Source organism: Actinomadura formosensis NBRC 14204 (assembly GCF_001552155.1).
In the GTDB taxonomy this organism is placed as follows: domain Bacteria; phylum Actinomycetota; class Actinomycetes; order Streptosporangiales; family Streptosporangiaceae; genus Spirillospora; species Spirillospora formosensis.
This window is the reverse complement of the sequence record NZ_BCQQ01000089.1, coordinates 1-12418: the sequence shown is the minus strand read 5'-3', so window position 1 is coordinate 12418 and position 12418 is coordinate 1. Positions and strand designations below refer to the sequence as shown.

Annotated in this window: 13 protein-coding genes; 2 read left to right on the top strand and 11 right to left on the bottom strand. The window is 70.7% G+C overall.

Annotated features, from left to right (window positions below; translation table 11 throughout):
- Positions 1-35: 35 nt before the first annotated feature.
- From AF1_RS21955 to AF1_RS21945, 3 genes are read right to left on the bottom strand one after another with little or no spacing between them, the layout of a single operon-like run.
- Positions 36-650, bottom strand: a complete 615-nt coding sequence (locus tag AF1_RS21955) for an RDD family protein (protein ID WP_067802396.1) — start codon at positions 648-650, stop codon at positions 36-38.
- Positions 651-657: 7 nt separating this feature from the next.
- Positions 658-1449, bottom strand: a complete 792-nt coding sequence (locus AF1_RS21950) for an RDD family protein (RefSeq protein ID WP_067802393.1) — start codon at positions 1447-1449, stop codon at positions 658-660.
- Positions 1446-1976 carry an amino-acid N-acetyltransferase gene (locus AF1_RS21945; protein ID WP_407642183.1) on the bottom strand — a complete coding sequence of 177 codons (531 nt, stop codon included), beginning with the start codon at positions 1974-1976 and terminating at the stop codon, positions 1446-1448. The genes AF1_RS21950 and AF1_RS21945 overlap by 4 nt, the downstream gene beginning before the upstream one ends.
- 337 nt (positions 1977-2313) lie before the next feature.
- On the opposite strand from AF1_RS21945, the gene AF1_RS21940 reads away from it, so the two are divergent.
- On the top strand, positions 2314-3309 hold the full coding sequence (locus tag AF1_RS21940) for an NlpC/P60 family protein (protein ID WP_242608625.1): 996 nt from the start codon (positions 2314-2316) through the stop codon (positions 3307-3309).
- A 208-nt stretch (positions 3310-3517) separates the two neighbouring features.
- On the opposite strand, the gene AF1_RS21935 is transcribed toward AF1_RS21940, so the two are convergent.
- Positions 3518-3748 carry a transcriptional regulator gene (locus tag AF1_RS21935; RefSeq protein WP_067802385.1) on the bottom strand — a complete coding sequence of 77 codons (231 nt, stop codon included), beginning with the start codon at positions 3746-3748 and terminating at the stop codon, positions 3518-3520.
- Between the two features lie 411 nt (positions 3749-4159).
- Here AF1_RS21935 and AF1_RS21930 point away from each other — a divergent pair, with 411 nt between their 5' ends.
- Positions 4160-5260 carry a LacI family DNA-binding transcriptional regulator gene (locus AF1_RS21930; protein WP_306303177.1) on the top strand — a complete coding sequence of 367 codons (1101 nt, stop codon included), beginning with the start codon at positions 4160-4162 and terminating at the stop codon, positions 5258-5260.
- 38 nt (positions 5261-5298) lie between these two features.
- Here the strand turns inward: AF1_RS21930 and lysX are convergent, their stop codons facing one another.
- From lysX to AF1_RS21895, 7 genes are all read right to left on the bottom strand, one after another.
- Entirely contained in the window at positions 5299-6792 is a 1494-nt protein-coding gene (lysX, locus tag AF1_RS21925) for a bifunctional lysylphosphatidylglycerol synthetase/lysine--tRNA ligase LysX (RefSeq protein ID WP_084263200.1), read from the bottom strand.
- 50 nt (positions 6793-6842) lie between these two features.
- Positions 6843-7625: a type III pantothenate kinase gene (locus AF1_RS21920; RefSeq protein ID WP_067802380.1), complete on the bottom strand. Its 783-nt coding sequence runs from the start codon at positions 7623-7625 to the stop codon at positions 6843-6845.
- Positions 7626-7639: 14 nt separating this feature from the next.
- Complete coding sequence (nadC, locus tag AF1_RS37090; protein WP_067802377.1) at positions 7640-8497, bottom strand: carboxylating nicotinate-nucleotide diphosphorylase; 858 nt, start codon at positions 8495-8497, stop codon at positions 7640-7642.
- Positions 8494-10200 carry an L-aspartate oxidase gene (locus tag AF1_RS21910; RefSeq protein WP_067802375.1) on the bottom strand — a complete coding sequence of 569 codons (1707 nt, stop codon included), beginning with the start codon at positions 10198-10200 and terminating at the stop codon, positions 8494-8496. The genes nadC and AF1_RS21910 overlap by 4 nt, the downstream gene beginning before the upstream one ends.
- 88 nt (positions 10201-10288) lie before the next feature.
- Positions 10289-10705, bottom strand: coding sequence for an aspartate 1-decarboxylase (gene panD / locus AF1_RS21905; RefSeq protein WP_067802372.1), 417 nt, complete (start codon positions 10703-10705; stop codon positions 10289-10291).
- Positions 10705-11565, bottom strand: a complete 861-nt coding sequence (gene panC, locus AF1_RS21900) for a pantoate--beta-alanine ligase (RefSeq protein ID WP_084263199.1) — start codon at positions 11563-11565, stop codon at positions 10705-10707. The genes panD and panC overlap by 1 nt, the downstream gene beginning before the upstream one ends.
- A gap of 47 nt (positions 11566-11612) precedes the next feature.
- On the bottom strand, positions 11613-12418 hold an 806-nt coding region (locus AF1_RS21895), incomplete at its 5' end, for a Rossmann-like and DUF2520 domain-containing protein (protein WP_067802366.1).

Below are 12418 nucleotides of genomic sequence, written 5' to 3'. Positions count from 1 at the left end.
CCCCGGGGGCGCACCTGAACGCGTCTGAGAGGGCCTCAGAGGGCCGATGAATCGGGACGCGCACGTTTTACCACGAGGGTCCCGGCGAGCCTGTCATGGGCGGCCTGGCGGCGCGTGCCCTCGAACAGGACCCCGGCGTTCACCACCCAGAAGACGCCCGCCAGCAGACCGAGGACGGGAATCGGGCGCGCCGCGATCGGCAGCGAATAGACCGCGGCACGGAGAACCGACCGCAGGACGTCCGGGCGGGCGGCGACCCCGGCATCCGCGTTCCCGGAAACGCCCGCCGGCACGAACCCGGGTACGGGCACGGGCGATACGGGCACGGGCGGGGAGGCGGGCAGGGCGCCGGTTCCTCCCGCCGCCGCGGGTTCGGCGTCCTCTGCGACCGCCCCACCGGGCTGCTCGTCCGGTGGGGCGACGACGACTTCTATGCCCGCGAAGCGCTTGCCCAGTGTCCGCCCCCAGAGGGCGAGCTGGACCGCCTCGTACACGAGCATGCATCCGGCCACCGCAACAGGGGCGGCGACGTCCACTGCGCGCCCGGACGCCAGCTCGCGGATGGCGAGGACAACGGGCACACCGACGATGAGCGTGTCGACGACACGCGCCAGCAGGCGCTGACCCGGTTCCGCAAGGGGAGCCGCCATGGCGGCCTTACTCCGCGTACTCGGCGTACTCGTCGTACCCGGTCGTCCGCTCATCGATGACGAGCGTGCCGGCGAAGCGGTCGTGCAGTGCCTGATGCAGGGGCTGATCCCAGATCGCCCACAGGTAGGCCATAAGGCCGCCCACCCAGACCAGCGCCATCCCGTACGCGGCGTAATCCCACACCATCACCGCCAGGACGAGGAAGAAGAAGACGCCGATCTGGTAGCCCACATGCACGATGCCGGCGCGCCACACGGCCTGCGTCGTGGTCACCGGCTCGCCCGCGGGACGCGCCTGCACGATGCCCAGGCCCAAGACCCGCTTGCCCAGCGTCCGTCCCCACATGGACAACTGCACGGCCTCGTAAAGGAACGGCAGCACCGACAGGACGAAGAACAGGGTGAAGATGATGGGCCAGTTCCAGATGCCGCCCTCGTCCTCGGTCTTGCTGCCCGGCTTGCCCAGGCCGAACGCCCCGATCGTCACCGGCAGGATGAGCGCGAACCCGAAGACCGCGACGAGCCCGTTGTCGATGATCCGGGCACCGGCCCGGCGGTGGATGGGGGCCAGTTCCATCTCACCGCTGTAGGAGTCGCCGTAGGAGCCGTCGTACTGGTCATAGGCCGGCTCGTGGGACTGCCCCCAGTCCTGCTGGGGCTGCTGCCACTGCTGTTGCGACGGCTGCCGCTGCTGGGGTTGCTGCCATTGGGCCCCTTGGTACGGGGGCGGCGGGCCGTAAGAACCCTGGCCCTGCGGCGGTTGGTGGTGCCGCCGCCCGCGGTGGGGGGAATCACTCATTTGGGTCGGTCCTCCAGGCGAAGCAACATCCGGGTGTTGCCCAACGTATTCGGCTTGACCCGGTCGAGGTCCAAGAACTCTGCCACGCCTTCGTCGTAAGAGCGGAGAAGTTCCTCGTACACCTCTGGCGCCACCGGAGTCCCCAGGATCGGTTGGAAGCCGTGACGGGCGAAGAACTCCACTTCGAAGGTAAGGCAGAACACCCTCCGCACGCCGAGTTCTCGCGCGGTCTCCAGAAGGCGGGCCACGATGCGGTGCCCGATGCCACGTCCGCCGTGGCCCTTGTCCACGGCGACAGAGCGGACCTCCGCCAGATCCTCCCACATCACGTGCAGGGCGCCGCAGCCGATGACGGTCCCGGGCGTCCCGTGCTGGATGTCCTCGGCGACCCAGAACTCCTGCACGTCCTCGTACAGCGTCACCGTCGTCTTCTTCAGCAGGCGTCGTCCCGACCCGGCGTACAGATCGACCAGCCTGCGGATCTCCTGAACGTCGGCGGTACGGGCACGCCGGATCACGACCTCCACAAACAGACGAGATTATCGAAACCGGGCTCATCCCGGCGCCACGCCCTCGCGACCTGCGAGTTCGCGTGTTCTGGTTGGCATCCATTGCGGGTTCCGTTAGTGTCCATCGCTGGTATCGGCCGCCCGCAGAACGGAGGCCGAACCGCCGAGTCCGCGGACCGCAACCAGCGTCCCGAGGAGTCGGGAACCCGCTTTCGGAGCGTCTGGGGGTCGCCCCTGGACGGAACCGTCAGGGGTGAACCCGCGGGTGCGCGGCAGGGCCGCACACCACCGCACACGGGCTGCTCCGGCCCCAACCCGTCAGCCGACCCGCAGGCGGACGAGGAGAGGAGAATTCGTGGAGCCATTGCGGCCTGCTTCTCTTTCACGCTTTCACGGCCGCGCGGTCACCGTGGCCGGCGCGCTCATCGCGCTGACGGCCGCGCCGCACGCCATCGCCCCGCACACCGTCGCCGTCGCGCACGCCGAGCCGGGTCCGTCCGCCAAAGAGCTCCGGGCCGAGGCCCTCAAGCTCGCCGACCAGCTGGAGCAGCTCACCGAGCGGTACAACGGCCTGAAGGTGAAGCTCGCGCAGTCGCAGCGCGCCGCCAAGGTCGCCAAGGAGAACGCCGAGCGGCAGGAGAAGTCGCTCCAGGAGATCCGGCAGAAGGTCGGCGCCCTGGCCGCGACCAGCTACATGCAGGGCGGCTCCGACCCCACGGTCTCGTTCGTCGTCGCCCAGAACCCGCAGGTCGTCCTCGATCAGGCCGCGACCCTCAACTACTTCGCCAAGCAGGACAGCACCAGGGTGCTCCACCTCATGCGGGCCATGCAGGCCGCCCAGCGGGCCCGCAAGTCCGCCGAGGCGCGCGCCCAGCAGGTCAAGGAGCTGCGGACGCAGCTGGAGTCGCAGCGCAAGAAGGTCTCCGAAACCTACGAGAAGGTCCGCGGCAAGCTCGTCAAGAAGGACCCCACGCAGCTCGCCAAGCTTCCCGTCGTCGGCAGCGGCAAGGCCGCGCAGGCGCTCCGGTACGCCATGAGCAAGATCGGACGCCCGTATGTCTGGGGCGCCGCGGGTCCCGACACCTTCGACTGCTCCGGCCTCACGATGTGGGCCTACAAGCAGGTGGGCATCAACCTCCCGCACTACACCGGCAGCCAGTGGAACGCGGGCACGCACGTGTCGCGCAGCCAGCTTCAGCCGGGCGACCTCGTTTTCTTCTACTCCGATCTCCACCACATGGGGATGTACGTCGGCGACGGCAAGATGCTCCACGCGCCGCACACCGGCGATGTCGTGAAGATCGCCCCCATGGCCGGACGTCCCTTCGCCGGCGGTGTCCGAGTCGCCTGAGCCTCGCTCGAACCTCGCCGCGCACGCCGGAGGGATCCACGGCCGCCGGATGGTCGAACGCCGTCCGCGGCGACGCCTCCTGCAGGGACCTACCTGCCAGGACGTCGGCGCCGCCGCCACGGGGCCGGACGGAATTCGTACCAGGTTCGCCGCCTGGATCGTCGGTGACGCCCACCCGTCCCCTGGCGGGCGTCGGGGGGTGAAGCCGCTAGATGAGCTGCCTTCGGGCCGCCCACACCACGGCCTCGATAGGGGTGTTGACCTCCAGCCGGTCACAGATCGTCCGCAACCGGCGCCGCAAGGTCCGTGCGCTCAACTCCAGCTTGCGTGCCGCCACATCGGCAGTGACACCGCTGGCGATCTGGGCGAGCAGCCGGATCTCCTCTTCGCTCAGCCCGAAATCGTCGGTGCCACGACGTGCGAGTGTGGCTGGTTCCACTCCGTCCTCCCTCGTCCGTGGTGATGACCGCGGGGATGCAGCCGTCCGCTGCACAGGCACGGGTTGGGCCTCGATCTGTACGCGCGTTGGGTTGCCGGGTCCGGAGCCTTCCGGACTTAGATCATCGGGTTCCTTTTCTGTCTCGCGAGCTTGGCCGGAGGTGGCCGCCTGGCCGATTGCGGGGTCGTACGGGGGAACTCCGGGTGACGATTCACTCGTTGGCCGTCCGAGGGAGACGGGATGAGATCGCCAGCCATCCGCACCGCCCCTTCTCGTTGGACTCGCCAGATCTCGACGCGGATCAAGATCGTGAATCGTTTCAAGCTACGCTTCGGCTCGGAACGCTAGGCGGCCGGATCCGGCCCGTCAAGCGCCGGTCAGCTGCCATCTGCCACCAATTGAACACGCTGCGTGGTCACTCAATCGGTGGCGCCCCCTGCACAACTCCACTACCTGGGGAAACACTCCTGGGGCGGGACGAGGAGCGAGTTGCCACAGACCAGTATTCGTGAGGTCGCGAGGCGGGCTGGAGTCTCAGTTGGGACCGTTTCGAATGTCCTAAACCGGCCAGACCTCGTGGCCGAAGCTACCCGTGACCGTGTTCGCGCCGCGATCGAGGAGCTCGGATTCGTCCGGAACGAGTCCGCGCGTCGGCTCCGCCGGGGCCCCGACCGCACCGCGGGCGAGTTCGGCGATCAGCCGCGGCGGGCCTTCGGCATCGTCGTCGAGGACCTCACCAACCCGTACGCGTCGGACGTCGCACGCGGCGCCGAGGCCGCGCTCAACGAGGCGGGCCACGACGCCCTCTGGCTCTCCAGCGACCACTCGTCCGCCAAGGAGCGCCGTTCGCTGGAGCTCCTGGAGGAGCAGCGGGCCGCCGGGGTCCTGATCATCCCCGTGGGGCTCGATCCCACCGATATCTCACGGCTGCGCGCCGCCGGGATGAGCGTGGTGCTGATCGACCGCGACTCGTCCGACGCCTGCACCGCGCGGGTCGATCATGTCGCGGGCGGGGAGACCGCCGCCAGGCATCTGCTCAGCCTCGGCCTGGAGCGGATCGTCTTCGTGACCGGCATCCCCGAGCCGCAGCCCTGCGTGGACCGCCGGGACGGCGCCGCGCGGAAGATCGTCGAGGCCGGTTTCGCAAAGCCCCGGACGCTCGTCCAGGACGCCCTGAGCCCGACCGAAGGCCAGGCCGCCGCCCACGCGGTCATCGCGATGTCCCCGCGGCCGGACGGGGTGTTCTGCGCCAACGACCTGCTGGCGATCGGCCTGATCAACGAGCTGACCCGGCTCGGCGTCCGCGTCCCCGAGGACATCGCCGTGATCGGCTACGACGACATCGAGCTGGCCGCGAGCGCCGCCGTCCCGCTCACCACGATCAGGCAGCCGCGCCGTGCGCTCGGGTGGGAGGCCGCCGAGCTGGCACTGGCCGAGATGGGCGAGGGCAGATCCCACCAGCACCGCCAGGTCGTCCAGCGGCCCGACCTCGTGATCCGCGAAAGCGCCTGACCGGCCCCCCGGGGGGGCGCCGGCCACGGCGCGTCGCGTCACTGCCCGGGCTTGACCAGCGGGAACAGGATCGTCTCCCGGATTCCCTTACCGGTGAACGCCATGATCATCCGATCGATGCCGGCGCCCATCCCGCCCGTGGGCGGCATCGCGTACTCCAGCGCGCGCAGGAAGTCCTCGTCGAGCTGCATGGCCTCCGGGTCGCCGCCGGCGGCGAGCAGCGACTGCTCGGTGAGACGGCGGCGCTGCTCGACGGGATCGACCAGCTCGGAGTAGGCGGTGCCGAGTTCCGTCCCGAAGCCGATGAGGTCCCACTTCTCGGTGAGGAGGGGCTCCTCGCGGTGCTGACGCGTCAGCGGGGACGTCTCGACCGGGTAGTCCATGACGAACGTGGGCTGGACCAGGGTGTGCTCGATCAGCTCCTCGAAGAGCTCCTGCACGAGCTTGCCCTGCCCCCACTTGGGGTCCCAGGAGATGTCGCGGGCGTCCGCGAGCTTACGGACGGTCTCGATCGGCGTGTGCGGGGTGATCTCCTCGCCGAGCGCCTCTGACACCGCCCCATACAGCGTGATCCGCGGCCACTCCGCCAGACCGAGGTCTATCTCGACACCGTCATGGACGACCACGGTGGTGCCCAGGGCCGCGACAACGGCCTTCTGGTACATCCGCTGGGTCAGGTCGGCCATGTCGTTGTAGTCGAGGTACGTCCCGTAGGCCTCCAGCATCGTGAACTCGGGGTTGTGCGTGGAGTCCGCGCCCTCGTTGCGGAAGTTCCGGTTGACCTCGAAGACCTTCTCGATGCCGCCGACGACGAGCCGCTTCAGGTACAGCTCGATCGCGATACGGAGGTAGAGGTCCATGTCGTAGGCGTTGATGTGCGTCTTGAACGGACGGGCCGCCGCCCCGCCGTGGATGGGCTGGAGCATGGGCGTCTCGACTTCGAGGTAGCCCTCGTCGTGCCAGAAGTCCCGGACCGCCTTGACGGTGGCGCTACGGATCCGCGCCATCTTCCGCGCCTCGTCGTTGACGATGAGGTCGACGTATCGCTGCCGGACCCGCGCCTCCGGGTCGGTGAGGCCGGCGTGCTTCTCCGGCAGGGGGCGCAGGCACTTGGAGGTGATCGCGAACCGGTCCGCCATGACCGACAGCTCACCCCGGCGGGAGGTGATGATCTCGCCCTCGACGCCGATGTGGTCGCCGAGGTCGACTTCGCGCTTCCAGAAGTCGAGCTGCTCCTGACCGACCTTGGCCAGCGACAACATGATCTGGAGGTCGCCGTCGCCGTCCCGGATGGTGGCGAAGCACAGCTTGCCGGTGTTGCGGATCAGCATGACGCGGCCGGTGACGCCGACCTTCTCACCCGTCTCGGTGCCCGGCTCCAGGTCCGGGTGTTTCTCCCGGATCTCGGCGATCGTCGCCGTGCGGGGGAAGGTCACCGGGTAGGGGTCGATCCCGCTCTCGCGGAGCCGGTCGAGCTTCTCCCGGCGCACGCGCATCTGCTCCGGGAGCTCGTCGAAGGTCTCGTCACTCACGTCGTCAAGGCTATCCAGCCCGCCTGATGCGCCGCGAACGACTTCCGGTGCTAGGGGGTGTTGCGTTCGTAGATGAGGCGGAGGCCGATGAGGGTGAGCCACGGCTCGAACACGTCGATGCTCTGGGACTCCTCCAGGACGAGCGGGGCCAGGCCGCCGGTGGCGATGACCGTGACGTCCTCGGGATCATCGGCGAGCTCGTCCGACATGCGTTCGACGATGCCGTCCACCTGCCCGGCGAAACCGAAGATGATCCCGGACTGCAGCGCCTCGACGGTGTTCTTCGCGATCACGTTGCGCGGCCTGACCAGCTCGATCTTGTGCAGCTGGGCGCCGCGCGACGACAGCGCGTCTATCGAGATCTCGATGCCGGGCGCGATGGCGCCGCCCACGTACTCGCCCTTGGCGGACACCGCGTCGAACGTCGTCGCGGTCCCGAAGTCGACCACGATCGCGGGCCCGCCGTGGGTGTGGACGGCGGCGAGCGCGTTCACGATGCGGTCGGCGCCGACCTCCTTGGGGTTGTCCATCCGGACGGGGACGCCCGTCTTGACGCCCGGCTCCACGATCACCGCGGGCACGTCGCCGTAGTAGCGGCGGCACATCTCCCGCATCTCGTGCAGGACGGACGGGACCGTGGAGCACAGCGCGATGCCGCTGATGTCGCTCTCGGCCAGCAGCGGGCTCTGCTGGACGAGCCCCTGCAGGACCACCGCGATCTCGTCGGCGGTACGCCGCGGATCGGTGTTGATCCTCCAGTGCTCGATCACCTCGTCGCCCTCGAACAGGCCGAGGACGGTCTGGGTGTTACCGACGTCGATGGTGAGCAGCATCAGGTCCCCGCTGGTCAGGTGAAGTCAAGGCCGATGTCGAACACGCGCGCCGAGTGTGTCAGCGCGCCGACGGCAAGGTAGTCCACCCCGGTCACGGCAACGTCTCGGGCCCGGTCCAGGGTAAGACCACCGCTGGCCTCAAGCTCCGCTCGCCCCGCCACAAGGCGCACCGCCTCGGCCATCTCGGCGTCGGTCATGTTATCGAGCAGAATGCTCGTCGCGCCCACCGCGAGTGCCTCTTCGACCTGTGCGAGGGTGTCGCACTCCACCTGGATGTGAAGGGACGGATACACGGCGCGGATCGCCTCGTACGCCTTGGTGACGCTCCCGGCCGCCGCGATGTGGTTGTCCTTGATGAGGGCAGCGTCGTGCAGGCCCATCCTGTGGTTGACCCCGCCGCCGCAGTGGACGGCGTACTTCTGCAGGGCCCGGAGCCCGGGGAGGGTCTTGCGGGTGTCGCGGACCTTCGCCTTGGTGCCGGCCAGCGCGTCCGCCCACCGCCGCGTGGCCGTCGCTATCCCGGACAGGTGGGTGAGCAGGTTCAGCGCCGTCCTCTCGGCCCGGAGAATCGCCCTGGTCTGGCCGCTGACCGAGATGAGGACCTGCCCGGGGACCACCCGGTCGCCGTCCTCGGCCTTCGTCTCGTAGGCGACGTCCAGGAGCTCGAACACGACGCAGGCCGCCGGGATGCCCGCGACGACTCCTTCCTCCCGCGCTCTGAGGTCCCCGGTCGCGGTGTCCTCGGGCGCGAAGATCGGCATGCTGGTGACGTCGGCCTCCCCGTCCTCGGCCAGCGCCGTCCGGACGAGGTTTTCCACAGTTCGCGGATCGAGCCCGGCGGCAGTGAGCCTCTGCGAAAGTTCCGGTGTCATGAGCGCTTTCCTTCCAGAGGTTCGTAGGTCGTCGTCAGGACGTTTCCGGTCAGCCGCGTCACCAGGTGCCCGCGCCACGCTTCGTCGGCCCGCTCGGGGAAGTCTTCCCGCCAGTGGCTCCCGCGCGTCTCCTCCCGCAGGCGCGCCGCCGCCACGATCGCGGACGCGACGGTGTGCAGGTTGGTGACCTCCCAGGCCCCGACACCGGGCGCGGTGTCCCCGCCCCCGAGCGCCCGCAGTTCCCGGGCCGCGGTCTCCAGGCCCCCGGCCCCCCGCAGCACCCCGGCGTAGGAGGTCGTGATCCGCTGAATCTCCTCCCGGAGCTCCGGATCGAGCAGCCCCCCGCCCTCGGAGCCCGCACCGGCCGTGACCGGGTCGCCCATACCGGCGCCACCGGCGGGCGCGGCGGCGGCCTCCGGGACCGCGTCGCCGACCGGCGAGGCGGGTGCGGCCGAGGAGGCGAGGTCGGTTCGCAGGGCGGTGGCTATGCGGGCCGCGAAGACCAGACCTTCCAGAAGGGAGTTGGATGCCAGGCGGTTGGCGCCGTGGACGCCCGTGCAGGCGACTTCGCCGCAGGCGTACAGCCCCGGGACGGACGTGCGGCCGTACAGGTCGGTGCGGACGCCGCCGCTCGCGTAGTGGGCGGCGGGGACGACCGGGATCGGCTCGGTCACCGGGTCGATGCCGTGGTGCCGGCAGGCGGCCAGGATGGTCGGGAAACGGTTCTCCCACATGGCGGCGCCGAGGTGCCGGCCGTCCAGGAGCATGCAGGACGCGCCGGTCTTGCGCATCCGGTTCATGATGCCCTTGGCGACGACGTCGCGGGGAGCGAGTTCGGCGAGTTCGTGGCGTCCGGCCATGAAACGGACGCCCTCGTGGTCGATGAGGTGGGCGCCCTCGCCGCGGACGGCCTCGGAGATGAGGGGCTGCTGGCCGGTCGCGCCCTCGCCGAGCCAGAGGACCGTCGGGTGGAACTGGACGAACTCCAGGTCGGCGACCTCGGCCCCGGCGCGCAGCGCGAGCGCCACACCGTCGCCGGTCGAGACCTCGGGGTTGGTCGTGGCGGAGAACACCTGGCCGAGCCCGCCGGTGGCGAGCACGACGGCGCGGGCGCGGACGGCGCCGACGCCGCCCGGCTGCCCCTCGCCCATGACGTGCAGGGTGATCCCGGCGGCACGTCCGGCGGCGTCCTTCAGCAGGTCGAGGACGAGCGCGTGCTCGATGACCTCGACACCGGAGTCCTTGAGCGCGGCGAGGAGGGCACGGCTGATCTCCATGCCGGTCGCGTCGCCGCCCGCGTGCGCGATGCGGCGCCGGTGGTGGCCGCCCTCGCGGGTCAGCGCGATCTCGCCGGCGCCGGAGAGGTCGAACGCGGCGCCGAGGTCGATGAGCCCGCGGACGGCGTCCGGCCCCTCGGTGACGAGCACCCGGACGGCGTCCTCGTCGCACAGCCCGACCCCCGCGGTGAGGGTGTCGGCGAGGTGCTCCCGCGGGGTGTCGTCCGGTGCGAGCGCGGCGGCGATGCCGCCCTGCGCCCAGCGGGTCGACCCGGCGTCCAGGAGGGCCTTGGTGACGAGCAGCACCCGCCCGTGCGGACGGCAGCGCAGCGCGGCGACCAGGCCGGCGATGCCGGAGCCGATGACGACGACATCGGTCTCGGTGGTCCAGCCGGGGTCGGGGGCGTGCAGAACGGAAGGGATCATGTGCCCTCCTCCGGGATCGGTTCTCGTCATTATGACCCTAATCCCGGAGAGTCCGAACGCCCGCCCCCTCCGGCAGGGCGGGCCCGGGTCAGTCGTGGACGAGGTCGCCGCGGGTCGTCCGGGTGCCGGGGACGGGCTCGGCCGGGTCGGACCCCAGGGAGATGATCTTGTTGCCGCGGTCGACGTGCACGACGGTGGGGACGAACTCGCGGGCCTCGGCGTCGGTGAGCTGGGCGTAGCTGATGATGATCACCAGGTCGCCGGGCTGCACCAGGCGGGCCGCGGCGCCGTTGATGCCGATGACGCCGGAGCCGCGCTCACCGGCGATCAGGTAGGTCTCCAGGCGGGCGCCGTTGTCGATGTCCACGACCGAGACCTGCTCGCCGGGGAGCAGGTCGGCCGCGTCCATCAGATCCTGGTCGATGGTGAGCGAGCCGACGTAGTGCAGGTCCGCCTGCGTCACCGTGGCGCGGTGGATCTTGGACTTGAACATCGTCCGGAACATCAGTGCTCCTTGCCGAGCTGGAGGTGAACATTGTCGATCAGGTGGGTGGTGCCGACGCGGCCCGCGACGGCGAGGACGGCGGGTCCGGCACAGGGGGCCGTGATCGGGGTGAAGGACGCGGGATCGACCAGCACGAGGTAGTCGAGCACGAGAGGCGGGTCGGCGGTCGCCGCCGCGTCGAGGACGGTGCCCGCGGCGGCGAGGATCGCCTTCGGCCCTTCGGCGGCGGCGTCCGCGCCGGCGCGGAGGGCGTGCGACAGGGCGAGGGCGGTCTTGCGCCCGGCGGAGGAGAGGTAGCGGTTGCGGCTGGAGAGCGCCAGGCCGTCCGGCTCGCGGACGGTGCGGCCGCCGATGATCCGCACGGGCACGTCCAGGTCGGCGACCATGCGGCGGATCATCGCGAGCTGCTGCGCGTCCTTCTCCCCGAAGATCGCGACATCGGGGCGGACGAGGTTGAGCAGCTTCAGCACGACGGTGAGCATCCCGTTGAAGTGGCCCGGCCGGGCGGCGCCCTCCACGATCTCGCCCATCGGACCGGACAGCACCGTGACCTGCGGTTCCGCCGGATACATGACGTCGCGGGCCGGCGCGAAGATCAGGTCGACGCCCTCGCCGGCGCACGCCTCGACGTCGGCGTCGAACGTCCGCGGGTAGCGGTCGAAGTCCTCGCCCGGCCCGAACTGCAGCGGGTTGACGAAGATGCTGACGGCCACCGTGTCCGCGCTGCGGCGGGCCTGGCGCATCAGGGACAGGTGCCCCTCGTGCAGCGCCCCCATGGTCGGGACGAACGCCAGCGTGCCCGCGACGCGGGCGCGCGCCGCGGCGAGTTCCTCCCGCGTCCGCGCGATGACGGGTTTCACACGACCTCCCACATCATTCGGCTTCCCGCCCGGACGGACGGTGGTGATCAATCGGCCAGTGCTTCCAGGAGGCGTTCGGCGTCCTCGGGCTTGAGGAGTCCGGCGCCGAGCGCGCGGTCGGCGGTGAGGCGGGCCAGCGCGACATAGGCGCGGCGGCTCTCCGGCGACACCTTGGCCAGTTCGGCGACATGGTCGGAGACCGTGCCGGCGTCGCCGCGGGCGACCGGGCCGGTGAGGCCGTCGATGCCGAGCCGCAGCCCGTTGTCGAGGGCGGCGCCGAGGAGCGGGCCGAGCATCCGGCCGGGTTCGGCCACACCGGCCGCGCGCAGCAGGTCCATCGCCTCGACGACGAGCGTGACCAGGTGGTTCGCGCCTCCGGCGAGTGCCGCGTGGTAGAGCGGGCGCGCGTCCTCGGTGATCCACACGGGCTCGCCGCCCATCTCCAGGACGAGCGCCTCCGCGACCGGGCGCAGCGGCTCGGGCGAGGTGACGCCGAACGAGATGCCGGTGAGCCGGTTCACATCGTCCGGGCGCCCGGTGAACGTCATCACCGGGTGCAGGGCCAGCGGCAGCGCGCCCGCGCGGGTGAGCGGGTCGAGGACGGCGGTGCCGTACCGGCCGCTGGGGTGCATGATCAACTTGCCGGTGACGGGGACACCCGCGGTGACCAGCCCGGACGCGAGTTCGGGCAGCTCGTCGTCCGGGACGGTCAGCAGCACCAGGTCGGCGGCGGCGACCACGTCCGGCAGCGGCGAGACGGCCGCGCCGGGGAGCCGCTCCGCGACGCGGGTCCGCGACCGGTCGGACACGGCGGCCGCGGCGACCACGCGGTGGCCCGCGCGGGACAGCGCGG